The sequence below is a fragment of the Vibrio kagoshimensis genome (assembly GCF_050337535.1).
GTDB classification, from domain to species: domain Bacteria; phylum Pseudomonadota; class Gammaproteobacteria; order Enterobacterales; family Vibrionaceae; genus Vibrio; species Vibrio gallaecicus.
The window spans coordinates 184461-210643 of record NZ_JAKJSZ010000004.1; the positions used below are offsets into that span (position 1 = coordinate 184461).

Below are 26183 nucleotides of genomic sequence, written 5' to 3' on the forward strand. Positions count from 1 at the left end.
TCGGGCAAGGAAAGCGAATGGCACAACTCAAGCAAGAAATCACCCTTATCTCTGGAATAGGGCAACTCTCCACCACCCTTCTTGGGACTGGTTTATTTATGATCCCTGCAATTGCAGCAGGCATTGCCGGTCAGTTATCGCTGTTAGCTTGGCTGCTTTTGTTTATCGCAATATGCCCTATAGCCTTAACTTTCGCCGCTTTAGGTAAACGCTACCCAAATGCAGGCGGCACTGCTTATTTCGTCCGCCAAGCATTCAATGAACGTTTGGAAACCAGTGTGGCTTGGTTATTTGTGAGTGTAATTCCTGTTGGTGTTCCTGCAGCTGTGGCGCTTGCTGGTGGGTTTGCTCAGCAATTACTCCCAGCTCCTTTCAATACTTCACTCATGGCACAGTTTTTCACGGTTGCTTTACTGGTTTTGGTGAACCTCATGGGCAGTAAATCCTCGGGTCGCTTACAAACCGTCATCGCTCTTTCTATTTTTACTCTCGTGGGCTCATTTATTTGGAAAGCCGATATTGGCACTCAAGATATTACTTTTCCTGCCATAACTAGCGAATCAGTATGGGCAGTTGGCGCTGCGCTTGGAGTGATGTTCTGGTGCTTTGTCGGAATAGAAGCGTTCGCCCATATGGGTGAAGAATTTAAAAACCCACAAAGGGATTTCCCAATCGCTATTATCACGGGCTGCTTTGTTGCTGGTGCCGTCTATTGGGCATGTTCTGTGGTCATTTTAAAATTAGGCGCTTATGGCTCACCTGAATTCGATGCCACATCCATTCCATGGATCACCCAGCAATTATTCGGTGACGGGCTAAAAGTCGTAATTAGTATTCTGGGGTTTTTGGCTTGTTTTGCCAGTCTTAACCTTTATACCCAAAGCTTATCTCGTATGATTTGGGCACAAGCGAGACAGCATAGACCCGATAGCCATATAGCGAAACTATCACGTCAAGGTGTCCCTTATGTCGCCACTTTCGCAATTGGCTTCGTAGTATTAGTTTCTTGCAGCTTTGGTGAACTGTCTGGGTTAGATTTGGAATTCTTTCTTAAACTCGCAAATGGCATTTTCGTCTTAGTGTACTTACTAGCAATGCTCGCGGCTTATCAATTGCTGACTGGAGCTTCAAAGTACATTGCAGCGGTCTCATTAGTACTTTGTGTATTAGTCTTTGTATGCCTAGGATGGTCTATGTTGTACGCCGTTTCTATCTTCACGCTGTTATCATTGCCTTGGCAAAAGTGGCTTAAAAAAACAAAGCCACAAACCAATATCGAATAATGCTGTTAGCGTTAGGTAGTGTTAGGTAGTGTTAGCGCTAGATGATATTCCAGGTGGTCGCGGTAAATAATAATCGCGCCACCTGCAAGTAAACGTAAACCATATCAATAAAATAAATTACTGATTACTGATAGAAAAGTTGCGCAATCTCTTTTACTTTTGAATCAATGTCTTTCAAACGAATATTTCCAAACCCAAGTACGACACCTTGCCAAGTACGAGTTGGGTTAGGAACATATTCATACACACCAAGCGGACGTACCACAATCCCCTTTTCTTTTGCCCTTAATTTCCATTCCTGTTCTGTAATATAGCCTTGCCATTTTATGGTGACATGCAAACCTGCCGCTTGGCTAATAACATCAACATCGTCAGCAAATTCTCTATTGACCGCTTCAACCATGGTTTGATGTTTTTGCTTATACAATCGGCGCATTTTACGGATATGTCTGAGCAGGTCACCTTCACTAATAAAATCAGCCAATGCTGCTTGGGTATGAGCAGCCGAATCTCCCGTTAAAGCATCTTTAATTTCTAAACACCTTGGAACTAGGCTTTCTGGCACAACTAAATAACCAAGTCTTAATCCATTAAACATCACTTTACTTAATGACCCGACATACAAAATTCGGTCATCGTGTCGTATTTTACTCGCAAGCCCCTGCATGCTGGTATAAGGACGATGAGCGAATTGAAATTCACTGTCATAGTCATCCTCTATCACCCATGACGAGCTTTGGTGCGCCCACTCAATCAATTTTAAGCGTTGTTCAGTATTCAGCGTCGTTCCCATTGGGTATTGATTACTGGGTGTCAGGTACAGAGAATGAGCATCACTAGTAAGAATGGTATCTAGGCTAATTCCTGACTTTTCATGAACAGGGACGCCTTGCCTTTTAAGTTTCAATAAATTGATGATTTTATGCATTTGAAGGTAGCCCGGTTCCTCCATTAAGATCTCATCATCTTGTTTTAAAGTCGCCATTAAAGCGATTGAAATGGCTTGCTGTGCCCCCGAAGTAATAATAATTCGGTTCGGATTGCACTTCACAGATCGACTACTTGCCAGGTAATCACTTAAGGCTTGCCTCAATGGTAAATACCCTTGCAGGCTTTGATTGCCAGCTAAAGTTTTACGAGTAATATGCCTTTGTAACAACCGTTGCCACTTCGCAAACGGAAACTGTTCTAAATCAGGGACTCCCGGCGCAAAACCGGCATTTAAGTCAAAGCTGTCCGAGTCATCAAAACTTCTGATTTCATCTTGAAACGTACACTGAGTTTGATGCTCTAATTCACGCGTTTTCTCTTTTTCAATAGAGGTTGAGTCTTCTGAGTTTGAATCTAAATTGGCATTTGGACCATTCTTAGCATTTATACTATTTCCCTCGCTTACATTCAGATTTGAAGTCGCGTTAATATCAGAATGTAAATACTGCTCAGGCTGTTCAACCATGACATAGTAGCCCGACCCGGTTTTACTCTCGATATAACCTTCAGTAACCAGTTGCTCGTAAGCATAAATTACCGTGTTTCGGCTTACTTCTAATTCAGAAGCGAGCTTACGAGTGGACGGTAATTTACTCCCTTTATTCCATAATCCATGGATAATTTTCTCTCTAACAGCATGAAATAACGCACTTTGTCGACTGCTGTATTTTTCGTCTAAGGTTAGGTCACCGATATCGATAGGCTGCATAACTGGATCCAAACACTCTTTAAAACTGGTTCTATTTATCGAACCAGTTAATCGCTATCTTTCTAGAAAAGCAATGAAGGAGAGCGCAATATGTTATCTAACACTAAAAGAACAGAAATAAAAAAAGGCGCGCATAAAGCGGAATTTGACCAAGAGAAACTGTATAAAATTATTGATGAAAGCCTCATCGCACACATTGCCCTTTCAGGAGAAAAAGGTCCTGTGGTCATCCCAATGTTAGCGTGGCGTGTCGATAATATGGTTTACATCCATGGCGCTAAAAACAGTCGACTATTAAGAGGGCTTAAAAAGGGAGAGCAAACTTGCTTAACTTTTACTCTTTTTGATGGATGGGTGCTCGCTCGCTCTGCATTTCATCACAGTGCACACTACCGTTCTGCGGTTGTATTTGGTCAATTTTCAGTCATCGATGACAACGCTGAGAAAGATCGTCTATTGAATATATTTATAGAGCAAATTGCGCCAGGAAGAATTAACGATATTAGACTGAGTAACCAGAAAGAACTGACGGCGACAGAGCTACTTGCTATTCCTTTAACGGAAGCTTCCGTCAAAATAGGTAAACACGGTGTAAATGATGATAAGGCGGATTTAGACATTCCAGCTTGGGCTGGTATTCTTCCATACCGAACCGTTGTGGGTCCACTAGAGCCAGTTTCAGATTTATATGAAGGTATTGAAGAACCTGATTATTCAAAAGCTTACGGTAAAAGGTGGCATCAACATTAGTCTAGCCAAGTAGATTATGTAGAGACGGGTGAAGGTATCTTGAACAGATATTTCTAGCTCCCGTCTCAATCCATTTATTTCAAAGACATTATCTTCATTTAATGTTTACTTGAGGCCGAGTGGACAAACCTCGGCTTTATCCATTCAATCTAAAGCGTTCAATATATTGTTTAGGGGTTAGCCCCCTGTGCTTCTTAAACATCCGATTAAAACTAGCAATATTTGTATAGCCTAATCGGTTTGAAACTTCATCTAAAGGCACCAAATGCCTTAGCAACTCAACAGCCGTGTTACTGAGTACATACCCCATCACCGTCGAGAAATTCACACCCAACTTATGCAGCCGTCGCTGAAACTGTTGTTCAGAAAGATTCAATAAACTCGATACCTTCGCTAACGTCGGCAAACCAAAATGCCGGCTATAGTTTATAGCTTCATAGATCACTTTATATTCATCATTTGGATCCGGCATATTTAGATAATCATCAAGATCACTAAAATTCATCGCCAATTTCCCCTTTATTGGAGATGGATATTGATTGGTAGAAAGCCGTAAATCCGCCTTCAGCCAAATTTCCGTTCTTGGTTGCCCCCATTCCACGTTACAACCAAAATAATCAACATAAAGTTTACTGTTTTCACAACGACCAGCCACCAGCACACGAGCAGGTGAAAAATTGTCACCTAAATAACGGCGTAGGATTTTCATCATAAAAATGACGACTCGAATACTATCGTGAACTTTTCCTTTATCAGAATAAGAAGGGTTGTCGTAAGACCACTTAATCAAAGGACCGACTTGAGCACCAGAAAGGTAAGCTCCAGATTGTAAGCAATGCAGTCCCATGTTTACTCTACGAATAGTCGAAGCCAAATCATGCCCAGAGAAAAACCAATGACTAAGCGGTCCAATTCTTTCTATATCAACCAATGGGGCAAGTTTGAGTATAATATCAGGGTCTTGTGTCTCCTTTGCTAGGTTGACATACCACTGGCTCACCTCACTCACCGGTATCAAGTTCATTGGATTTTTAAACACTGATTCGGGAATCCCAAGCTTAGAAGTGAGTAATGGATAATGAGTCAGGGCATGCTGATATATCCCATAAATTCCAAGTGTTCTCAAAAAGTGGATATTATTCTTCAATGTGACCTCAACGAATACGTATTCATTAGAAATTTCAATTACAGATTAGCTCAAATAACCACTCAATTCGAACTAATCTGTAATTATTTTACCTTTATGGTCACGTGGCTTCACAATCACCCCATCAATAAGAAATAGGGGTTATCAATGAGTCTACTTAGTGTCCCATTTGTTGGAACAGGCGCAGACACTGCATTACATGTTGTAGCAGGCGTTGTGCTTGTAGCAACAATCGCAGCGGCTTGTTACGGCTTTTGGCGTTTCCATGAGCTACCAATCAATAAAGCACACAGTAAAGATCATCATCAACTTGGACTGATTACAGCTCTCACATGGATTGGATTCATCTGGCACTGGGTATGGGTTTTAGCCGTGATACTGGCTTTTGTTGATATGGAAAAAGCCATCATCAATCTTCGAGATACATGGCATGCGAAACCACAACCTGAAACTAAATCTGATGAGGAGAATCAATCATGCTAGAAGGCTTAGCTATTTGGGCTCTATTTATCTATCTATTACGACTAGTAGGCATGCCTTGGAATAAAGGCACGAAATCATTCGCTTACCTTGGTGGTACTGGGTGGCTGCTATTTGTTTGGGTAGGCTTAATTAACTACACACCAATGGATCTTTCTGGTGGTTCAGTGGTGCAATCTCCCCACATTCAATTGCGCCCAGATTCAACATCGGTAAAAGGTAAAACGACAAAAGTTCATATAGCGCCTAACCAAGAAGTAATGGAAGGTCAGCTTATCTACGAAATTGATGATACAAAATTCATTATTGCGAAAGATAAAGCACAAGTGAAACTTGAATCTGCACATGCTGAATTAGATACCGCGAGCCAAGAAGTTGAAATCGCAAAAGTGAGCTACCAGTCTGCATTAGCTGATATTGAAACATCCAAAGCTCAAATTGAATCAGCAGAAACCGATTTATTGCTGCAGACTAAAACACTGGCTCGTTACAAACAGCAAAATAAAGTGGTGAAGCACACCATTACGGAAACCGACATTGACCAACAGACCGCGGCGGTAGATTTAGCCAAACACAATGTGAAAACGCTACAGTCCCAATTGGGTAAGAAACAAGTAGATGCAAGCAATGCTGAATTAAACATTCATAAAGCAGAAACAAATGTTGTTCAAAAGAAAACGGATGTAGATTCAGCGCAAGCTTCGTTGGCACAAGCGCAATGGGATTTAAACAGCACGAAAGTAACCGCCCCAACCGATGGATTCGTTACCAACTTCATTTTGCGTGAAGGTCAGCGTGTATCACTGATGCCAAGAATTCAAATGTACACCAATGAAAAATATGTGCTTATGCGAGTAAATCACCAGGCAATTCGAAACGTAAAAGTGGGACAACCAGCAGAGTTCGCAACTGCGGTTTACCCAGGGAAAATATTTACAGCAACCGTAGAAGGAATTGTTGAAGCGACAGGTGAAGCACAAGGTTCATTAATGGGCTGGGATGATTCAGTAAGAGCAACGACTGGCAAAAACCTTCAAAACAAACACCATTTTGTACGTTTAAAAATTGAAGAACCTGATGGCTACGACATCCCAGTGGGGGCAGTTGGTCTCGCATGGGTGAGTGGTGATAAACCAATCAGCTTCATGGCGTTTTTAGATGTTATTCGTGGAATAATTATTAGAATGAAATCCCAGCTTTACTTCTTCTATTCGATTTAAATCCAGGTTTTCAACACGGTACATCAAGGTTAGGTCAATATGGTTACATCATATTGACCTTTTTACTTTGTTTTTTAGAAATTACATATTTCCATATCTCACCCAAGACTTGTGCTCACACCGTCGCAAGCAGATGCCAATTCGCATTTTGCAGTTTCACAATGCGAAATAAAAATACCAAAACGCAACAGCATTGAACAAATATGCACCAAAATGCTCTGAAATCACCATTTTTCATTGATGAAAAGTTGGCACGCTAACTGCAATATATAAATTGACCCTTCTTAAGCCGAGGGTCACCTAGCCAACTGACGTTGTTAGTGAACTCTCATTGTTCACACTATATATAAGCCAATTGCGGTTATTGCAATTGGCTCTTTTTTTATCTATTGCTCGTAAACGTCACTACCATCTACTTATAGTTCTGCTTCACTTGCACTGACCAACTTTCAACACATCTTCTGTGTGAAACGACTCCCGTTTTGACCTGTCAGTACTAAGCACTGTAAATGACTTCGCTACACTACTCTCGTTCAAGCAACCGAGTGCTCTTATGAAAACAGACTATTCAATAAAACTTCTCCCTGTAATTCGATATCTAGAAAAAAATTTCAACGAGCCACTCAATTTAAAGCAAGTTGCTGAGTTAGCCTGCCTATCGCCTTATCATTTCCATAGAATCTTTAAAGCTGTGACGGGGGAAACTCTCAACGAATTTATTCGGAGGCTAAGGTTAGAGGCCGCCGCCAATGAACTTTTCTATACAAAACCAAACATTACTTCTGTCGCATTAGGATATGGGTTTTCAAGCTCTCAAAGCTTAGCAAAAGCCTTCAAACAGCATTTTGCACTTACTCCGAGTCAAATAAGGGAATGTGAAAATATTCATGATTTTTCGGTACTTCTGAGAAGCAGCAAGATTGGACACTCACTGCGCAAGATTGGACACGCCGGAAAAAAGACACCGCAATACACTGGATATGAACGAACCTTATGGAGCAACAATATGGAAATTAAGACATTCGAATCAAGCCAGATCGCTTACCTACGAGTTACAGGTCCTTATGGTGAAAACTATGACCCAGCACTTGGCAAACTTTACTCTTGGGCAGGTCCTGAAGGATTAGCAGGCAATACTTCGATCTTTATTTATCACGATAACCCTGAAATTACTGCAGCTGAAAATTGCCGAACTGATTTATGCCTAATGATCGATGAATCAATCACGCCACCTCAAGGGTTAGAGGTGAAAAATTTTACTGGCGGGAAATATGCAACGGTTCGAAAAACCATTACTGATAAGTCCCAGTATGGATCTACATGGGATGAACTCATCGCCCAAGTCGTTGATCAAGGACTAGACACTGATGACCGCCCTTGCTTTGAACTTTATCACCACTACGACCTTGAAAAAGGTCACGCTGATGTAAGCTTCTGTACTGCTATCAAATAGTTTAAATCTTAATCCTTTCAATACCTCTAACTTCTACCAGAAACCCACTTTTACTGTCTGCTCACAGAGAGTGAAAGTGGTGTGGGTGCAAATTCAAAGTACCATATTCAAATCACAATTTTTACAGTTAATCATTCATAAGCATATAATCGAATTTATCAAGTCAACACAGCTTAATAAACAATCATCACACCAATAGTAATCGATTCCTTATTATTTTTAATAAATAATTATGAAAACTTAATTGACTGTTTTTTAAAGCTTTTAAAATAAAAACCTCAGACTATCAAGACTTCATAATTAAAACTTTATTGACTAATCTATCTATATCACCATAATGCGCACGTTTACCTGAAATATGGTCAATATAATTTAAATTAATTGTAATTGCGGAGGTGTAAAATGGCTGATAATAACTACAGTCTCGGGCCGGTACCAACATCGGCTAGGAAAGGGGTCGCTTCACTTACTATGGTAATGCTCGGACTCACTTTCTTCTCTGCAAGTATGTGGACGGGAGGTTCACTGGGAACTGGGCTTTCTTTTGACGACTTTTTCCTCGCCGTACTAATTGGCAACTTAATTCTTGGTATCTACACTTCATTTCTTGGCTACATTGGATCTTCCACAGGTCTTTCCACTCACCTTCTTGCTCGTTTTTCTTTCGGAACTAAAGGCTCTTGGCTCCCTTCGGCGTTACTTGGTGGAACTCAAGTTGGTTGGTTTGGTGTAGGTGTCGCAATGTTTGCTATTCCAGTACAAAAAGCGACAGGTATTGATACCAATACATTGATCATAGTTTCTGGCTTACTTATGACTGCAACCGTCTATTTTGGTATAAAAGCACTCATGATCTTGTCTGCGATTGCTGTTCCGTCTATTGCTATCTTAGGCAGTTATTCTGTCTTCACCGCAGTAGACAGTGTAGGCGGTTTAGAACAGCTTCAGCTAATAAAGCCTGAGACACCAATGGACTTCTCCGTCGCGCTTGCCATGGTGGTGGGGTCTTTTGTTAGTGCCGGTACATTAACTGCCGACTTCGTACGCTTTGGTAAAAAACCTGCCAGTGCAGTATTAGTGACTATGGTGGCTTTCTTCATCGGTAATTCATTAATGTTCATTTTTGGCGCGGCAGGTGCTGCAGCGACTGGGCACTCAGACATTTCAGATGTCATGATTGCACAAGGCTTATTACTTCCTGCAATTATTGTACTGGGCTTGAATATCTGGACCACCAATGAGAATGCTCTTTATGCTTCAGGTTTAGGTATTTCGAATATTACAGGTCGTTCAAGTACTGCTATGTCTATAATTAATGGCATCATTGGTACTATTTTCGCTCTTTGGCTATATAACAATTTTGTGGGCTGGCTAACTTTTCTATCACTTGCTATCCCACCAATTGGTGGCGTAATAATTGCGGATTTTTTCTCGAACCGTAAACATTACAAAGATTTTGCAAAAGCAGAGTTCAAAACCGTTAACTGGGCTGGCATTATCGCGGTCGCAATCGGTGTAGCTGCAGGTCACTTCCTACCAGGCGTTGTGCCTTTAAATGCAGTTTTAGGTGGGGCGTTTAGCTACCTAATACTTAACCCTCTAATTAATAAAAAAGCACTGACTTCTCAGGCGGCTTAAGGACTCATTATGACAACCCTACTTATCAAGAATGCCAAAATTCAAGACCAAGATGCCTTGAAAAATATTCTGATAGAAGACGGTCAATTCAAACGTATTCTCAACATAGATGAGCCACTAGATCACCAAGGAGACACTCTTGATGTTGAAGGCGGCCTTGCTGTCTCGCCATTTTGTGAGCCACATATTCACTTAGACACTACCCAAACGGCTGGTGAACCTAATTGGAATATTTCAGGCACTTTATTTGAAGGCATTGAGCGTTGGTCAGAACGTAAAGAACTGCTTTCAATAGAAGATGTAAAATCAAGAGCGAAACAAACTCTGAAATGGCAAATTGCTAACGGCGTCCAGCACGTTCGGACTCATGTGGATGTGTCAGATCCAACATTGATTGCATTAAAAGCGATGGTAGAAGTCCGTGAAGAAATGAAAGAGTGGGTAGACATACAAATTGTCGCTTTCCCGCAAGAAGGAATTCTTTCTTATCCAAATGGCAAAGAGCTGTTAGAAGAAGCCGTAAAACTTGGTGCCGATGTAATTGGTGCAATTCCACATTTTGAGTTTACTCGTGAATATGGCATTGAATCTCTTCATTACGTATTCGAACTGGCACAGAAATACAATTGCTTGATCGATGTTCACTGTGACGAAATTGACGATGAACAATCACGCTTTGTTGAAACACTAGCGGCTCTCGCTCATAAATTTGAGATGGGTAATAAAGTAACAGCGAGCCACACAACCGCAATGGGTTCTTACAACGGTGCTTATGCTTCTCGCTTATTCCGTCTACTTAAAATGTCTGGCATTAATTTTGTCGCTAACCCCTTAGTGAACATTCACTTGCAAGGCCGCTTTGATGATTACCCTAAACGCCGTGGTGTTACCAGAGTAAAGGAAATGCTCGCTACGAATATTAATGTATGCTTTGGCCATGACGACGTATTTGATCCATGGTACCCACTGGGCACAGCAAATATGCTGCAAGTTTTACACATGGGCTTGCACGTTACTCAAGTGATGGGCTATGACCAAATCAATCAATCACTTGATTTAATCAGCAAGAATTCAGCCCGCACTCTTAATATTCAAGATAATTACGGTATAGAAGAAGGCAAACCTGGCAGTTTACTTATACTTCCTGCCGAAAATGGTTTTGATGCTGTTCGTCGCCAAGTTCCAGTTCAGTACTCAGTTCGTCATGGTAAAGTAATTGCAGAAACTCAGTTAGCAAAAACCAAGATCAACCTTGATCAAACGGAAGATGTTAACTTCAAACGTTAATCATCAATAAAGTCAATAAACAAGGGAGCGCACGCTCCCTTTTCCTTCGAAAATAACCAGCAATTTTTTTTCGTAAAAACTCAATCAAAGTGTGTACAGCCTCTAAGAATGTGTTACCATGCTCTCGCTCTGTTAGCCAGAGTTATTTAAGTTAGAAAAGTAAAATTGACATGTAAAATCGTTACCCGTTTTTGTAAGTAGTTTTTCCTTATTTCTTAGCAATATTAAATAATTCAATTATCAGCGCATTGCAGAAGACTGCAATAAACAATTAAAATTTATGAATAAGGGACAAATTATGTCTAACACAAATACTGGCACTGTAAAATGGTTTAACGAAGAGAAAGGTTTCGGTTTCATTTCTCAAGACAACGGCGGCGCTGACGTATTCGTACACTTCCGTGCTATCGCATCTGAAGGTTTCAAAACTCTTAAAGAAGGCCAAAAGGTTTCTTTCGAAGTTGAGAACGGTCAAAAAGGCCTACAAGCAGCTAACGTTGTTGCTCAATAATAAGCATTTAGCTTAAGAATTTTAAAGCGCTGATTTTTATCGGCGCTTTTTTGTTTCTATTGCGTTATTTTCCCCCACCTCAATTTCATTCTGCGGCACTTCGTACTATTAAATTCATATGAACATCCTAATTTGTGTCGATTTAATATAACCCGACCCCATTAATCATATAATTTTTAAAGCAAATTACGCAAAAATCCGCTAGTCTTATCTTTAAGTCACTCCCGTTAATATTCCTAGTTGCAGTAAGAATAATGAAAAAAGATGAATTTCAAAAATCGACCGCTAACTTAAAAAAAGCTGTTCCACTCATGATGAAAAACAGAGTGTCTACTACACCTGCAAATTATGCGTTGTGGTATACCTATGTTGATAATGCAATTCCTCAGCTAACGAAAGAAATGGATAGTGTTCTAGAACAATATGGCATTTGCCCCCCTACAGTTGGCGACACTCTTTACACCAACTATGTAGCCAGTAAATCAGAAACCAATATGAATGAGCTTCGTGCGAGTATTGAAGTTTTGGTGACAGAGGTTGCGCATTCAATGAATGATACTTTAGCGGACACTTCTGCATTTTCAGAAATGATCGACAAAAGTTTAGGGGATCTGTCTAGAGTTGAGAATGAAGGCATGTCTATCGATGAAGTTATGGGGCTTGTCCGACAGCTTGTTTCTGAATCAAGAGATATCAGACACTCGACTCAATTTCTAAACTCTCAGCTAAATAATGCTTCAAGTGAAATTAGCCGCCTAAAGAATCAACTTGTAGAAGTTCAAAAAGACGCGCTGTTTGATAGTCTATCTAGCCTTTATAATCGCCGCTCATTCGACAAAGACCTCCGAACTCTGTGTGAAACGAATCAAGCGATGTGCTTAATACTTCTCGATATCGACCATTTCAAATCTTTTAATGATACCTATGGGCACTTATTCGGTGACACCGTGATAAAAAGTATTGCTCGCAAACTTCAGTTAAGCAGTAGAGATGGCATAAGTGCCTATCGATTTGGTGGTGAAGAATTCGCTTTAATCGTACCAAATAAATCTTTGCGTATTGCAAGACAATTTGCTGATACTAGCCGACGTACCATTGAAAAATTATCCATAAAAGATCGCCGTAGCGGTAAGCAAGTTGGAAATATTACCGCTTCATATGGTGTCGTTGAGTTTAAGAAAGGGGAAAGCCCAGAATCACTGATTGATAGAGCAGATAAATTACTCTACGAAGCAAAATCACTTGGTCGTAATAGAGTCATGCCTATATAAAAGAAGACTCTTTTAGTGACTATAGTTCTAAGACGAATATCGTTTGAACATGCTTGGCTCACTCAAAGAAGCTTAACGTTTTGTTTATAGCCTACTCTTTAAATAGTTTCATTTAATAGCACAAAGCCTCGATATTTCGAGGCTTTGTCATTCTTAAAAATAGAACCCAGTACTTCCCTTGTCTGAGCGCTATTAATTTCTTAAGTACCATTAATTTCTTGAGCACCATTAATTCTTTTACATTATGTGTGAATCACTGGAGGAGCACTAAAATGGTTTTTATAGGTGATAACAGTAATCAAGTCTGTAGTCTTCACCACTTTTCGCTTTGAACTCTTTATCTTCACTGCATGCTTTAGGCTTACCTTTCTCATCACCTTTTACCAAGCTGATCCAGTGTCGCATTGCTGCAGTGGACTCATCCATTGCACTTCTATCTGATGTCATATCTTTAGGCGCTTGGCTAAAGGTTGTGCATGTCTCTAATTGAATATCGTCAATATCAACCAGTTCAACACACCCTGTTCCTTTGTGGCTGCCGAACATTACTTCTAGGTGGCTACCACTGCCATCTCTTAACAAAATTGAGTCTGGGTCGCACTTCTCTCCCATGTAAGCAACAAATTGTTTTGGGTGCTGTAAACCACTGTGCTGACCATTTTTAAAAAATGCCAATACGTGTCGGTAATCGATAACATAACTCGTCACGTCTTGATGTGAGCCATTTTCTAGTGGGAAAAGTCTATCAAGTAGCTGTTTAGCTTTGATCTGCTTTTCACTTTGTCGGTTTGAACTGATTGTCTCTACGGCAAAGACAGCTTCAGCGATAAATGGTTTTGTTTGTTTTTGGATTTCTGTTTTATCGAAAGTAAGCATATTCATAGTCTTTCCCTCTTGACTAATTCAGTGACCATTCACTGTTTCTCTTTAACCAGTAAGTTTTAAAATTGTAAATTGAAGGTAGAAAATCTAATTTCAATCCGATATTTATTATGAAAACTTACAAGCTCATTCAGTAATAATGTGTTCTAGAGCAATAATTCCAAACTAACGTTTAAATACTTTGTCATTTTGTGAATTGCTTAGTTTGTAGACTAACTCTTTTTTACTTACAATTTCACAACAAAAATTTTACAGTGTGAATTTTACAAATATGGCCTTGTCAAAAAGTTTAGTTCGTCAGTCACATTTTCTTGGAACCAAAATTAGGAACCTAAGAAAAAGGAACCATCTCACGATGGAAGATCTTTCTGCGCGCTGTATTCGCATCAACCCAGAATACGCCCCTTCCGTTTCTTATCTATCGATGATCGAGCGAGGAAAGCGAGTACCAAGTATTGATATGCTTGAAGTGGTTGCTCAAGTATTCCAAAAAGACCCCACATGGTTTTTGGATGACGAGCCAGAACAGCAGGCCATTACCCCAGACAAAGGAAACCGAGGTGGTATCCGTGGGATGGCTTTAGAGCCCAGCTTTTTATTCTCAAATGACATTTTGCAAATTGCCATTCCAGAGATGCTGTCGCAAACCGGGATTTCAGGTAAACAGTTTGCTCACCTGTTGATACGAGCCCATCAAGAAAGTAACCAAAACCACTTCCCCGATCTTGAGCGTGCGGCTGAAGAAGTTGGACTCAAACGGCTTAACTTAGGTGTTGAAGACCTCATTGATATCGCGCGGGATTTAGGTATCCAAATTCGCTGGGTCACTCGAACGCCAAAAGATGTAGTAGACGAGCTAGGTATAAACGCCAAGCAACTAGTGACTTCATTTTTTGAACCACCAGGAACCATTTACTTAAACGAGATACTCAAAGAATACCCAACTCGCTTGAAGTACGATTTATCCGTTTATATCGGTCACTGTATCTTGCATAGTAAAGAAGGTCTTAAAAGTGTTCTGTCTGTTGGCAATAACAACACTTGGGACGACACTCAATCTGCTTCATCTTCACTATTGAACTCTCAAGATATTCTTCAAGCTTGGCGTGATTTTGAATCCAGTTTTTTCGCAGGCGCTCTACTTTGCCCCAAGGTTCCATTTAGGCAGTTACTTGACCGAACCGGCTATGAAATTGATGTCCATAAACGCGCAGGCGTTTCTCCATCAGTAGCCATGAGAAGAATGACTGTCGTTTCTCCTTACCCTCATTGGCACTATTTCGATGCTTACGGTCCAGGGAAGTTAAAAGCCGTTTACAGAGGAAATGGCATACCACTTCCATGGGGAAACATGAGAACCGTTGCCGATCCATGTCAACACTGGGCAGTGTTCCGTAGGTTAACCGAACCAAGAGCCGGAAGCTCAGCACAAATTTCAATATTAAATGTTGGAGACGAGCCTCGTATTTATTGCTGTGAGTCCGTCAACATGACAGATCCAGCAGGAAACAACCGAGTTCTATGCGCTGGTATTGACCTTAATCCAGCAATCGATGCTCAAGGTGGAGACTCAAGATCCATAGCCGAAGAGCTGAAAGCATCTTGTGTGAGCAACGGAGGTTCAGTCATCATTCCAAATAGTATTAAGAAAGATCTCACTACTATCGCAAAAATTCTCAATATAAATTGGATAGAAAGAGGAATAGAAACCGAAGCTCGACTAATTTGTTCTCGAGGTGCGGAGTGCCCGCGCCAACCAAGTTGTTACTCTAAGTGTGGAGCATAAATCTTGTGCATCATTCTTAATGTTAAGTAAGTGTTCAAGGCAAAGTGAAAAACAAAGAACGCAAATAGTAATGGCAGGAAGAGTGGAACATTGCCTAGCAATGATTTGGTTGTTCGTGAATTTTAGGCAAAAAAAAACCAACCACAAATCAGTGATTGGCTATATATTTTTGTGAACAATATTAGGTTCACTAACAACGTCAGTTGGCTAGGTGACCCTCGGCTTAAGAAGGGTCACTAATACTAATGCAGTATGCGTGCCAACTTATAAAGCACCATTTATTAGGCATTCAAGCGCTTATTTACGACAATTACCACTTAACATTTGCATATTGCAATCGCAAAACGCAATTTAAAATAGATTTGCTAGTGAGCCCCTTATCAGCAATCAACTTTGCGGCTTACTTTCTAGCAGTACCGAGTAACTACAAAAAAAAAGAGGGATAAATTACTCAATAGTGTTATTGACAATAAAGACAKATATTAAAGTGTGATTTGCGTCGATGTTTACATAGGAAATTCAACACCTTAGATCCTATACTCAACCCATCAAAGTAACTATTAAACGACTCTGTTCAGGAGAATGTTTTGAACTCTATTCTACGTCGGTTCCCGCTTTATCTAGTGGTCACTTTTATTGCGGGTGTTCCACTGCTTATATCACTAATACTCGCCACCTTGTCAGTTTTTGACTACCGAGAGCAAGCCAATACATCAAATCAAGACCAGGAAGCGGTACAGCTTGTTGCACTTTACGACAACCTAGCCCATAACATCGCAGTTGAACGTGGATTGTCGGCAGGCGTACTTGGTAGTAAAGGTAACCCTACTCAAGTCTCTAACTTGAATAAGCAACGCAAAGTCGCAGACAAACACATTGATGCTTTGATTCAATATACTCCTCAGTACCTATCACAAGAATTAACACTCAAGTTAAGTAAAGACATTCAACAGCGTTTACGTACTATTTCAGACATTCGATCTCAAGTTGATAGCTTAAAACCTAAAGCCTCTCCTTTTGCCTACTACTCAGATATCAACCAGCTTGCTATTGATAACTCAGCCATGCTGCTTGCCAACATATCAAATGCAGAGATAACCACTGTGGGCGCTTCATTGATCTCGATTGTGACGATGAAAGAAAAAGCAGGGCAGGTTCGAGGAGCACTTAATGGCGTATTCGCACGAGGTAGCGCTACCGCAAAGCTCTTTACGAATATCCAAGGCTATATTGAACAAGGTAGCTATGCGATGCGTAATGCACGTATCGAAATGCCAGACGTTTATGAAAGTCAATTGACGAGCCTTACTCAGCAAGATAGCTGGAAACAAGTCGTCAATATACAGAATAGTTTTCTAGCTCAGTCTAATCATTTGGATTCAGTAAAAGGTCCAGATGCTAGTGCTTGGTTTTCATTAGCGACAGACCGAATAAAGCTACTCAATGGTCTACGTAGTGACTTACAAGAAAGTATGATCAACAAGTCAAATAGCAATGCTGAACGCGCCAACTTTTTGAGTAATTTATTCATTTTACTCATCATAATCGTGGGTTCTATTCTTTTACTTTCCATTATTTTATGCGTCCAGAATCTAAAAAAACGCGTAGGTTTCTTAACGTCTAATTTAGGTCAAATGTCGACACAACGAGACCTGACTGTTCAACTGAATATGGATGGTAAAGATGAAATTTCACAAATTTCGTCAAGCATTGATGCTCTTACGGTCAATATCAAGAACCTGCTGTCAGATGTGACTAAAACAAACGAGCACAGTACGATTCGACTTGAGACGATTGTGAGTAACTCACACAACCTAGGCAGCAGTAGTCAAGCCACAACAGCGAAGTGTGAAAATATTGCCACAGCTATGACAGAATTATCTCAATCAAGTTTAGAGATAGCTTCATCAGCGGAAAGAGCTCTATCTGAAACTTCTGACATGAAAGGACAAGTGACAGATTGCCTAAATCAAAGTGAAGCATCTTTTGCTTCTGTTGAGGGGTTATTAGCTCAAATTTCCGAAACGCAAAACTGTATGACAGAGCTTGAGAAAGATACTCATAGCATTGGTCAAATCGTAGCATCCATTCAAGGGATCTCCGAGCAAACCAACTTACTCGCCTTAAATGCTGCAATTGAAGCTGCACGAGCTGGTGAGCATGGACGCGGCTTTGCAGTAGTGTCATCAGAAGTTAGGGATCTAGCACAACGCAGTAAAGACGCAACTGAGAATATTAGCCAGCTACTTGAAAAGATCACTGAGAATACTCGTCGGTCAGTCAATAATATGGATAAGAGCCGAGAGGCAAGCGATGGCACATACCAATCCGTTCATGTAGTGAATGGAAGTGTTCAGCAACTTGAGACCGTCATAGAGCAGCTCAGTGAGCATATAACGAGTATTGCTAACTCAACAATCGAGCAATCGAAAGCCAGTGAAGAAGTCGATAAAGACGTAGATACGCTTAGTGAAATAGCTCAAAGTACAGGAACTTTGGCTAATGACTTGAATACCATCGTAGATGATTACAAAGTTGAAGTTGCCGATGTTCAACTAAAGCTGAGTGAGTTTAAATTAGGCTAATTTAACGACTCATATCCGATACATTCGCCAACAAGCTACTCATTAGAAAAAGGCATAAAAAAGCGCAAAGACTCAATATGAGCTTTGCGCTTTTTATTATTCAATAGCATTAAGGCTTTATGCCACCTTAATGATCACTCGAGCTAATCAATACAGATTTTAGCCTAGCTCTAAGTTATTTATCTAAATACAGCCTAAGTAACAATAACTATCCGTTCGCTTTCGGTGCTGATGAAGGCTTTGAGTTACGAGAAAATGGCTTCTTCGAACGGTTACCTGCAGGCTTCTTTGAACCATATTCTGATGGCTTATTGTCACTATTCGAACGGTTTGTTGCTGGCTTTTTACCACCATTACCGCGTCTGTAGTTATTTCCATTGTTCTTAACAGAATTATCATCAGCTGTAGATTGAGCACCTTCACCTGACTTATTAGTAGGCTTATTCGCTGTGTTTGGTTTACGTTTTGGTGCTGAACCATTACCCGCTACGTGACGCTTGTTTTTTCCAGCTGGCTTATGACCGCGAGAGTTTTCACCTGAACGTTGACCATCGTTGTGCTCTGTTTTTGGCTTTTTAGGTTTCTTCTGTTTGATAGGACGAGTATCTAAACGTGACTCCGGCAGTTTGTTTACTGGAGCAAAGCCTTCAAGCTCATGGCGAGGAAGTACTTGCTGGATCAGGCGTTCAATGCCGAATAGGTCAGACGCTTCATCAGCAGAAACCAATGAGATCGCTTTGCCAGCTTCCCCAGCTCGGCCGGTACGACCAATACGGTGAACATAATCTTCAGAGACATTAGGTAAATCAAAGTTCACAACTTGCGGTAGCTGAGGGATATCAATACCACGAGCGGCAATGTCAGTCGCCACTAATACGCGAACTTTACCGGTTTTGAAGTTTTCAAGTGCTTTAGTACGAGCACCCTGGCTTTTATTACCGTGAATTGGAGCTGAAGTGATCCCTTGTTCATCTAAGAAACGAGAAAGCTTGTTCGCGCCATGCTTAGTACGGCTAAAGACCAAAACTTGGTGCCAATCATTATCTTTGATTAGCTTCGCTAGCATCGGTGCTTTTTTCTTTTGATCTGCCGGGAAGATGCTTTGCTCTACAGTTTTAGCGGTTGAGTTAGCTGGGTTTACTGAAATCTCTACCGGATTATTAACTAAACCTTTTGCTAAACGGCGAATGTCATCAGAAAACGTTGCTGAAAATAGCAAGTTTTGACGCTTCTTAGGAAGGAAAGCTAGGATTTTACGAATGTCACGAATGAAGCCCATATCAAGCATACGGTCTGCTTCATCCAAAACCAAAATTTCTAATTGATCGAATCGAATCGCATTTTGGTTGTACAAATCTAAAAGGCGGCCTGGAGTAGCTACCAATACGTCACTACCTTTACGCAGTTTCTGCATTTGCGGGTTGATCTTCACACCACCAAATACAACACTCGACGTAATATCCAAGTGTTTAGAGTACTTCACTACGCTGCCATTCACTTGTGCAGCCAGTTCACGAGTTGGGGTTAAAACCAAAGCACGAGCTTGGTTAGGCTTAACACGAGGACCTTTTGATAAGATTTCCAAGATAGGAAGCGTGAAACCTGCCGTCTTACCAGTACCCGTTTGGGCCGCAGCCATAACATCGTTGCCTTTTAGAACAGCCGGAACAGCTTTTTCTTGAATTGGCGATGGCTTGTCGTAACCTTGCTCTTCAATTGCTTTAAGGATTGGAGCAGAAAGGCCCAAAGAGGTAAAACTCATAGATTATTTTCTCTGTTTGATAACATGAAGATAAAGCCGTAATCATCAGAATGACTATGCGACTTCATACTATTACTCAATATCGAGTAAAGCGCGATATTCTGAGGCTTTTCCCTACTTTCAGCAACCAAAACTTTCCAAGAAAAAATTCTACTTATTTCACAAAATTGGGAGCATGGAGTGCCTGACGTTTTTCTTCATACATTCGTTCATCGGCGGCTCTAATTAATGCATCCACATCTTCATAGCATGAGTCGTAGGTCACCCACCCAATACTCACCTTCAGATATATTAAATCTTGCTCATAGATCACTGGCGTTCCACAAATCACTCTCTGTAACTTCTGGCTAATCGCTCGGGCGTCAACATCGTCTTTCACTCGGGGCAATAAGATTAAAAATTCATCACCACCAATTCGAGCCACAATGTCCGAGCTTCTAAGTACGCTTTTTAATCGTTCAGCACATGCCACAAGTACTTTATCCCCAGCGGCATGCCCATAAGTGTCATTGATTGCTTTGAATTTATCCAAATCGAGATTCATCACTGCAAATGTTTCCGTGCCATGCTTGCGAGCACTATCAAACTGCTGTTTTAAGCTGTATATGAAATAACGTCGATTCGGTAACTTAGTTAATTCGTCATGAAGAGAACGGCTACGAGCCATGGTATACAACTGATAAATAGTCATAAACGCTAAAGAGAGTACAAACAGGAGTACATAACCGACCAAACGAACAAAGTACACTCGGTACCAAGGCAAGTCGGCAAGTGCATCACCATCAAGTGAGGCTGCTATGTACCAACTTCCGTAAGGGAAGTTCACCTGTTCAGTGGCAAAAGCATCTTCAAAAACTGAAGAGTCACCATAAAAAATAGCACCTTCTTTACCTGTACTATTGAGCCCTCTGATACCAAGTCGGTACTTTAATTCGAAATTCTCAACGCCGACATCTTTGAAAAGTGACTGGAAATCAATAATGGCGCTGCACACACCCCAATAATCTTTGTTAAAAGGGGGATCAGTAAAAATAGGGTTTCTTGCAATGAGGCCTTTTCCCCCTTGAACCAAATCGACAGGTCCAGAGATGAATATTTGCTCAATTTCATGGGCAATTCTTACCGACTCCCACTGATCGGGGACATCACGATAAGCCACGCCAATCGCCTTTTCATTGCCTCTGAAAGGGTAGACGAAGTTAATGACATCATCCTTTGCTAACCCAATGATCTTGACATGGGTTCCTTCTCGAATGATGTTTGCAGCGATTTTTTCCCACTCTTTGGGACCAGCATCTGGGTTGACTGTGATTAATGTAGAGAGGCTATTAAGAACATAAATATCAGAAACAATGGCAGCTTCTAAACGAGAACGAATTACAGACAAGTGCTTTTTAGCCTCCGCCGCAGACTCATTTTTTAAAAATGAAACCTGGTTTCGGTGAAAAGATTCGACCGCTCCTACTGCTAACACAATAAACGAAAAAGCGAGGACTCTCACAGACCACTGTTTATTTAACCAATTTAGCATTCATGCTCCACTGTACTCCTTAATTTCATAATTAATTAAGGTCAGTTTTATTTATATAACTATTACTAAGAGTAAACTAAATGTTAAAGAAGTGCATATCTGAATGATGTGATTTTGAAGTAAAGCAATAAGAAAATCATCATTAAAAGTTGATATAAATCTGACACTTCGCCTCAATTAACTATGGCTCTACTCAAAGCAAACCAGAAAATCAGCTGTTGGCTTCATATAAATATATTATATAAAAACAAGTTGGAAGACGATTAACCAATAAAACTGACTTATATTTGACTGAATACTCACACGATCCCCCCTTCCTACTGCTAGTTTATTTGAATCTTGTTCATCACCCGGACCTATTGATATGAAACTAACAACACTCTCAGGTGGTATTGCGCTGGCTGTTTTTCTGGCTTTTGGCTCTTACGCAAACGAGTCAATTAGTGTTACAGAGTCTAGCCACTCTTCAGCAGACAACGTGTTGATACAAAAACCTGCATTAAATCGTCACTACAAAGAAGGGGCCGATTTGATTAAGAATACGTATGAAAGCCAACTTTATACTCTTCCTGCATTCAAAGAAGGGCACTATGGGCTTCGTATGTATCGCCAAACCCTTGATGATAAGTATTCGGCTGCAGTGTGGAGTGATATGGCTCGGGTTGCTCATAAATTGAATCGCCTCTCCAATGAAGTGCACACTCTTGAACAAATCGTCCTTTATTCAGAAAAACGAATAACGTCATATCTCGATGAAACTGATGAACGAAGCGTTCGACGCTACAACATTACTAAGCACATGCCAGAGTACTTGTATCTGGGTGTTGATTTGCTGGGTTCGATGGCTAGAGCAAATGAATATGGGCTAGAACATAAAAATGATGAGAAACTACGTGAGATTATTAGACGCTATGATTTCTCTCACTATGTATCTAACCAAGACATGGTTAAGGCATGGGCTGCCCAATTAGCTAACCAAGTATATTGGCTAAGACAATTAGGTGAGCAAGACGTTGTCGATGAATTCGTGAAGACATTCAAAGACGCTTACCCTGACGAAACGGATAAGAAACTAAGCCAACAGCAATACGGTAATAAACTGTATGGCATGACTCATATTATCTTTGGTGATTCTGAGTACTATCAACATCAAGTAAGTGAAAAAGAACATCAGTGGATTTACGATTATTTCAGAGACAACATCGATACCATTCTACTACGAGCAAAAGAAGACGTGATTGCTGAAGTCGGGCTGACATTTTTACTCGCAGGTTTAGAAGATGATCCAGTCGTAGAAAAAACACGCCAAGCTATTTTGGCTTCTATAGACAAGGAAAAAGGCATGATCCCATCTGTTACTGGAGATTTTGATCTCCAGTACGGTGAGCATAGAAATGTACTAGCGATAATGTTACTTGATTGGCAAAAAGTGAATGAGGCACCAACTTACATTGGTCAACCTGAAGTTTTTTCAAATCTACCTTATGGGCTTAATTCGAAGAAACTATAAAATACGACACTTAAGGCAGCCACTCTATAAAGTAAAACTTCGACTGCAAAATGTCACTTCAATGACATTTAGCAGTCGATATTACCTAGTTCAGTTCTCAATAATAATTTAGATTTCATCAACAATTGATAGAAGCATAATAAATATCTGATTCTGTTTTCTGGTTGAATTCATAAAGTTCGCCATCAATTATCACTTTTAAGTTTTCGATATTTCGTGGTTTTTCGTCAACCGTAACTTCAAAGCCTCTAATATGTGAATGGTGATAAAGTTGCCCAAACGACCCAAGAGCTACTGGCTTTCCATCCAAAACAAGAGAAGTATTTTCTTTCTTAACTTCGTATCCCTTAGTCACTATTAGCACTCTCAGTGGCGCTTGCTCTCTGTCATCTGGAAAAACACTCATTTCCCCATTTTTTAAGCCGTCATATTGTGCTCGGTGGTATCCACAACTTTGAGACTTAGTTAGTTCGATCTGCTGAGATTCAACAGGCTTAAAATATGTTCTTTCGGTTGGGTAGACAACACAGCCAGTAATGAATGAAGTTGCTAATAAAGTAATGAATAATTGAATCTTCACTGAGTTTTTACCTTTAGTTTTGCTTCGACATAAGTTATGAATTGAATCTTAGTGATTCACCCCACCGTTGTCTGTAATGATTTGTAAGTCATTTATTACAAAACTTTTTAGTCGCTCTACGCTCCTGTGATGGCAACAACTCTGAGGATAGCAACACCATAAATATCCAATAACTAGTTAACCAAAAACCAGAAAACTCACATCGCCTTCGACATAACATAATTAGCCGGTATTGAATAATTGATGCTATCGCCACCCCACATTGCGTTTTTAATATTTAAATTTATCCATCTCTGTATTCAAGTTATCTGCCTGCTGAGACAAACCGCCTAACACTTCATCCACGTGGTTCACTTGTTCTGATACTTCAGTAGAGGCATCAGCAATAGAAGTAATGCTTGAGCTTATCTCATCAGTCACCGCTTTTTGCTCTTCTGTAGCTGCTGCAATTTGCACGTTCATATCATTAAGTTCCGTTAACATGGATACGATTTGCTCCAACATCTGGGTGTTTTCGGCACAAGTACCCACACCTTTAATGACCGATGAATTCGCATTTTCTATGCCTTTAGAAACGCTTTGTGTCTCTTTTTGTAACGATTCAATTTTTGAGCGAATTTCTTCTGTCGAGTCTTGAGTTCTGCTTGCTAAAGAACGTACTTCGTCTGCTACAACCGCAAAACCTCGCCCTTGTTCCCCAGCCCTTGCCGCCTCAATTGCTGCATTCAAAGCCAGCAGGTTGGTCTGCTCTGCAATGCCTTGAATTACATCCAATACTTCAGCTATCGAGTTACTTTCATTATGCAGGCGAGTAATGGCTTCAACGGCTATTTTCATTTGTGTATTAATTTGTGACATTTCATCCCCGAGAGATTGTCCTACATCTTTACTCTTCGAGCCCGTTTCATTAGCTGCTTTCACATAATCAGCAGCTCGGTTGGCGAACTGTGCCACCTCAGCAATTGAAGCACTCATTTCGTTCACCGCGGTAGCGACACTATCAGTACGGTGGCTTTGTTCAGAAACCGCTCCGCGAGTACTGTTCATATTTTCAGACATAGACAGGGTGTTGTGATTCAGAGTCTCCGTCGCAACAGCGAATTCCTTGATCATTCCTTGTAGCTGCTCAAACAAAGCATTTAATGACACAGACAAGTCCGTCATTTCATCCTTGCCTTGAATGTCCAATCGAGCGGTCAAATCGTTTCTTTGACTGATTGATTGCACTTTAAGAGAGGCATTTCTAATTGGACGTGAAATATTGTTCCCTACCAGATAAGAAATTCCTACAGACGCGGCGATAATGACGACAATACTGACAATTACGGTATCCATCACCGCTGAATTCAATACCGCGACATCCGCTAATGCTTCATCTTCATCAATCTCGGTTAAAATCCCCCACTTAAGACCGGCTGCATCAATAGGAGCATAAGCAGAAAGCACTGCGACACCTCTATAATCATTGACGATTTCTACCCCACTTCCTCCTGCTAAAGCTTGAGTTGCCGTAATAGAATTAACGGGTTGAAAACCAATAGATGAACCTTTGCCGTCAATATTAGAAATCACATCAGACGGTACACCCGAACGGTTTAATGCCGCCAAGTAATCTGCTTTATTTTCAATGAGGAATCGTGATTGGCTTCTCAGCAATAAATCAGGTCCTATCAAGTAACTTTCCCCACTGCTGCCTAATCCAGCCTGAGCCCACTCTTCAGAAAACGTCATAATTTCATTAATCGCATCAACGGGCATTTGAAATACTACGACACCAACTCTTTTTCCATGGTCGAAAACAGGGCTTGCAATAAACGAAGCCGCCGCTTCATACGAAGGATAGTAAGGATAAAAATCTTCTAAAAAATAACTATTTTTTGAAAGATTCTTACTTTGACGATAAGCCTTACCTAACCCACTTGAACGGTATGGTCCCGTCTCTAGATTAGTAGCAAAATCGAGCTCTTTAAATACGGAATATACGACGTTGCCATCAAGGTCGATAAGGAAAATATCATAAAAACCAAAAGCTTCTAGATAATGGCGTATAGGAGAGTGATATTCTTTATGAGCAACGTCGTAAGCAGTATTTAAGCTATCGAAATCAAGTAAGTGCTTCTCACCTAGCCCATGCTTATTCGCACTTATGTAGCGAGCCTGTAGGGCTTTACCAGTTTCGGAAACTTGATTTAATTTACTGAGTTCATTGGCAGGAGTTTGACCATTTCGAGTTCGATAAGTCGAACCGAACTGGTTGCTGTAATATTGTTTAAGCTGATTGATATTTTCGGTGGTGACCTTTTCAGTCGGGTAGCTATTAAAAGCTTGAGTAAAAGCGACTAAGGCTTGCTCTGTTGAATGATCATCTGCCAGAGTTTCTACTTGAAGCTTTATTTGGTTGAAGTACCGCTGAATTTCATTTTTTTTAATTTCACGTACTGACAGTAGCTGATCGGACGCTCGTTCATAGAGTGCATGCTTAGAAAGACCAGATGCTTTCCAACCAACAAAACCACCACTTACGACAACACCAATCGCGCACAAAAACGTACAAGCGACGATTATCTTGGTTGCAATTTTCATACTAAATCCTCGTAATACACGGAGTAATTTTTAAGCCATATGAAAATGCCAACTTACTTTTATAAAAATACTACTTTATACAAATACAACCGAATAGCAGTGCTATAAATTGCACCTCTCATTAGTCTAGACTAGAAATTTTACCCTTTCGATTAATTCTCTCATTCAATGGAATCAATCCGCTTACTCATATAAATCGATCTAAAGTGATAATTTTAACCACTT

19 protein-coding genes are annotated in these 26183 nt (G+C 40.5%); 12 read left to right on the forward strand and 7 right to left on the reverse strand.

The genetic code is table 11. The features are described from left to right. Positions 1 to 17 precede the first annotated feature (17 nt). Positions 18 to 1283, forward strand: coding sequence for an L-methionine/branched-chain amino acid transporter (gene yjeH, locus L4C37_RS04380; protein ID WP_429767979.1), 1266 nt, complete (start codon positions 18 to 20; stop codon positions 1281 to 1283). 124 nt (positions 1284 to 1407) lie between these two features. Here the strand turns inward: yjeH and pdxR are convergent, their stop codons facing one another. Next, positions 1408 to 2982 carry a MocR-like pyridoxine biosynthesis transcription factor PdxR gene (gene pdxR, locus L4C37_RS04385; RefSeq protein WP_429767980.1) on the reverse strand — a complete coding sequence of 525 codons (1575 nt, stop codon included), beginning with the start codon at positions 2980 to 2982 and terminating at the stop codon, positions 1408 to 1410. Between the two features lie 90 nt (positions 2983 to 3072). On the opposite strand from pdxR, the gene L4C37_RS04390 reads away from it, so the two are divergent. Next, positions 3073 to 3732 (forward strand): pyridoxamine 5'-phosphate oxidase family protein, encoded by a 660-nt coding sequence (locus L4C37_RS04390; protein WP_137373711.1) that lies wholly within the window; start codon positions 3073 to 3075, stop codon positions 3730 to 3732. Positions 3733 to 3868: 136 nt separating this feature from the next. Here L4C37_RS04390 and L4C37_RS04395 read toward each other — a convergent pair whose 3' ends face one another. Then, complete coding sequence (locus L4C37_RS04395; RefSeq protein ID WP_429767981.1) at positions 3869 to 4879, reverse strand: AraC family transcriptional regulator; 1011 nt, start codon at positions 4877 to 4879, stop codon at positions 3869 to 3871. A 147-nt stretch (positions 4880 to 5026) separates the two neighbouring features. Here L4C37_RS04395 and L4C37_RS04400 point away from each other — a divergent pair, with 147 nt between their 5' ends. The 7 genes from L4C37_RS04400 (at position 5027) to L4C37_RS04430 (ending at position 12739) form a co-directional block, all read left to right on the forward strand. Continuing rightward, positions 5027 to 5362: an MFS transporter gene (locus tag L4C37_RS04400; protein WP_137373709.1), complete on the forward strand. Its 336-nt coding sequence runs from the start codon at positions 5027 to 5029 to the stop codon at positions 5360 to 5362. Then, positions 5356 to 6579 (forward strand): HlyD family secretion protein, encoded by a 1224-nt coding sequence (locus tag L4C37_RS04405; protein WP_137373708.1) that lies wholly within the window; start codon positions 5356 to 5358, stop codon positions 6577 to 6579. The genes L4C37_RS04400 and L4C37_RS04405 overlap by 7 nt, the downstream gene beginning before the upstream one ends. A gap of 553 nt (positions 6580 to 7132) precedes the next feature. Then, positions 7133 to 8032 (forward strand): AraC family transcriptional regulator, encoded by a 900-nt coding sequence (locus tag L4C37_RS04410; protein ID WP_429767982.1) that lies wholly within the window; start codon positions 7133 to 7135, stop codon positions 8030 to 8032. A 402-nt stretch (positions 8033 to 8434) separates the two neighbouring features. Beyond that, a complete protein-coding gene (gene codB / locus L4C37_RS04415) occupies positions 8435 to 9670 on the forward strand; it encodes a cytosine permease (RefSeq protein WP_429767983.1) in 1236 nt (411 codons plus the stop codon). 9 nt (positions 9671 to 9679) lie between these two features. Further along, positions 9680 to 10957 (forward strand): cytosine deaminase, encoded by a 1278-nt coding sequence (locus L4C37_RS04420; protein WP_429767984.1) that lies wholly within the window; start codon positions 9680 to 9682, stop codon positions 10955 to 10957. 298 nt (positions 10958 to 11255) lie between these two features. Continuing rightward, entirely contained in the window at positions 11256 to 11468 is a 213-nt protein-coding gene (cspE, locus tag L4C37_RS04425) for a transcription antiterminator/RNA stability regulator CspE (RefSeq protein WP_004730009.1), read from the forward strand. 254 nt (positions 11469 to 11722) lie between these two features. Further along, on the forward strand, positions 11723 to 12739 hold the full coding sequence (locus L4C37_RS04430; protein WP_429767985.1) for a GGDEF domain-containing protein: 1017 nt from the start codon (positions 11723 to 11725) through the stop codon (positions 12737 to 12739). Between the two features lie 279 nt (positions 12740 to 13018). Here L4C37_RS04430 and L4C37_RS04435 read toward each other — a convergent pair whose 3' ends face one another. Beyond that, complete coding sequence (locus L4C37_RS04435) at positions 13019 to 13621, reverse strand: aldolase/citrate lyase/malate synthase family protein (RefSeq protein WP_273293955.1); 603 nt, start codon at positions 13619 to 13621, stop codon at positions 13019 to 13021. A 271-nt stretch (positions 13622 to 13892) separates the two neighbouring features. On the opposite strand from L4C37_RS04435, the gene L4C37_RS04440 reads away from it, so the two are divergent. After that, positions 13893 to 15407: a DUF3612 domain-containing protein gene (locus tag L4C37_RS04440; RefSeq protein WP_137373702.1), complete on the forward strand. Its 1515-nt coding sequence runs from the start codon at positions 13893 to 13895 to the stop codon at positions 15405 to 15407. Between the two features lie 587 nt (positions 15408 to 15994). Continuing rightward, positions 15995 to 17992: a methyl-accepting chemotaxis protein gene (locus tag L4C37_RS04445; RefSeq protein WP_429767986.1), complete on the forward strand. Its 1998-nt coding sequence runs from the start codon at positions 15995 to 15997 to the stop codon at positions 17990 to 17992. Between the two features lie 208 nt (positions 17993 to 18200). On the opposite strand, the gene L4C37_RS04450 is transcribed toward L4C37_RS04445, so the two are convergent. Next, positions 18201 to 19754: a DEAD/DEAH box helicase gene (locus L4C37_RS04450; RefSeq protein ID WP_429767987.1), complete on the reverse strand. Its 1554-nt coding sequence runs from the start codon at positions 19752 to 19754 to the stop codon at positions 18201 to 18203. Positions 19755 to 19908: 154 nt separating this feature from the next. After that, positions 19909 to 21285 (reverse strand): diguanylate cyclase domain-containing protein, encoded by a 1377-nt coding sequence (locus L4C37_RS04455; protein WP_429767988.1) that lies wholly within the window; start codon positions 21283 to 21285, stop codon positions 19909 to 19911. A 364-nt stretch (positions 21286 to 21649) separates the two neighbouring features. Between L4C37_RS04455 and L4C37_RS04460 the strand changes: the two genes are divergently transcribed. Next, positions 21650 to 22795 carry a DUF3541 domain-containing protein gene (locus L4C37_RS04460; RefSeq protein ID WP_429767989.1) on the forward strand — a complete coding sequence of 382 codons (1146 nt, stop codon included), beginning with the start codon at positions 21650 to 21652 and terminating at the stop codon, positions 22793 to 22795. A gap of 118 nt (positions 22796 to 22913) precedes the next feature. On the opposite strand, the gene L4C37_RS04465 is transcribed toward L4C37_RS04460, so the two are convergent. Together L4C37_RS04465 and L4C37_RS04470 are read right to left on the reverse strand one after the other, a co-directional pair. Next, a complete protein-coding gene (locus L4C37_RS04465; protein ID WP_429767990.1) occupies positions 22914 to 23375 on the reverse strand; it encodes a hypothetical protein in 462 nt (153 codons plus the stop codon). 270 nt (positions 23376 to 23645) lie between these two features. Beyond that, positions 23646 to 25958, reverse strand: coding sequence for a methyl-accepting chemotaxis protein (locus tag L4C37_RS04470; RefSeq protein WP_429767991.1), 2313 nt, complete (start codon positions 25956 to 25958; stop codon positions 23646 to 23648). Positions 25959 to 26183 lie beyond the last annotated feature (225 nt).

What these genes read in the sequence shown, in the direction of transcription:
- yjeH (WP_429767979.1), top strand. Translation starts at nt 18, where the DNA reads ATGGCACAACTCAAGCAAGAAATCACCCTTATCTCTGGAATAGGGCAA.
- pdxR (WP_429767980.1), bottom strand. Translation starts at nt 2,982, where the DNA reads ATGCAGCCTATCGATATCGGTGACCTAACCTTAGACGAAAAATACAGC.
- L4C37_RS04390 (WP_137373711.1), top strand. Translation starts at nt 3,073, where the DNA reads ATGTTATCTAACACTAAAAGAACAGAAATAAAAAAAGGCGCGCATAAA.
- L4C37_RS04400 (WP_137373709.1), top strand. Translation starts at nt 5,027, where the DNA reads ATGAGTCTACTTAGTGTCCCATTTGTTGGAACAGGCGCAGACACTGCA.
- L4C37_RS04405 (WP_137373708.1), top strand. Translation starts at nt 5,356, where the DNA reads ATGCTAGAAGGCTTAGCTATTTGGGCTCTATTTATCTATCTATTACGA.
- L4C37_RS04410 (WP_429767982.1), top strand. Translation starts at nt 7,133, where the DNA reads ATGAAAACAGACTATTCAATAAAACTTCTCCCTGTAATTCGATATCTA.
- codB (WP_429767983.1), top strand. Translation starts at nt 8,435, where the DNA reads ATGGCTGATAATAACTACAGTCTCGGGCCGGTACCAACATCGGCTAGG.
- L4C37_RS04420 (WP_429767984.1), top strand. Translation starts at nt 9,680, where the DNA reads ATGACAACCCTACTTATCAAGAATGCCAAAATTCAAGACCAAGATGCC.
- cspE (WP_004730009.1), top strand. Translation starts at nt 11,256, where the DNA reads ATGTCTAACACAAATACTGGCACTGTAAAATGGTTTAACGAAGAGAAA.
- L4C37_RS04430 (WP_429767985.1), top strand. Translation starts at nt 11,723, where the DNA reads ATGAAAAAAGATGAATTTCAAAAATCGACCGCTAACTTAAAAAAAGCT.
- L4C37_RS04435 (WP_273293955.1), bottom strand. Translation starts at nt 13,621, where the DNA reads ATGAATATGCTTACTTTCGATAAAACAGAAATCCAAAAACAAACAAAA.
- L4C37_RS04440 (WP_137373702.1), top strand. Translation starts at nt 13,893, where the DNA reads ATGGCCTTGTCAAAAAGTTTAGTTCGTCAGTCACATTTTCTTGGAACC.
- L4C37_RS04450 (WP_429767987.1), bottom strand. Translation starts at nt 19,754, where the DNA reads ATGAGTTTTACCTCTTTGGGCCTTTCTGCTCCAATCCTTAAAGCAATT.
- L4C37_RS04455 (WP_429767988.1), bottom strand. Translation starts at nt 21,285, where the DNA reads ATGCTAAATTGGTTAAATAAACAGTGGTCTGTGAGAGTCCTCGCTTTT.
- L4C37_RS04460 (WP_429767989.1), top strand. Translation starts at nt 21,650, where the DNA reads ATGAAACTAACAACACTCTCAGGTGGTATTGCGCTGGCTGTTTTTCTG.
- L4C37_RS04470 (WP_429767991.1), bottom strand. Translation starts at nt 25,958, where the DNA reads ATGAAAATTGCAACCAAGATAATCGTCGCTTGTACGTTTTTGTGCGCG.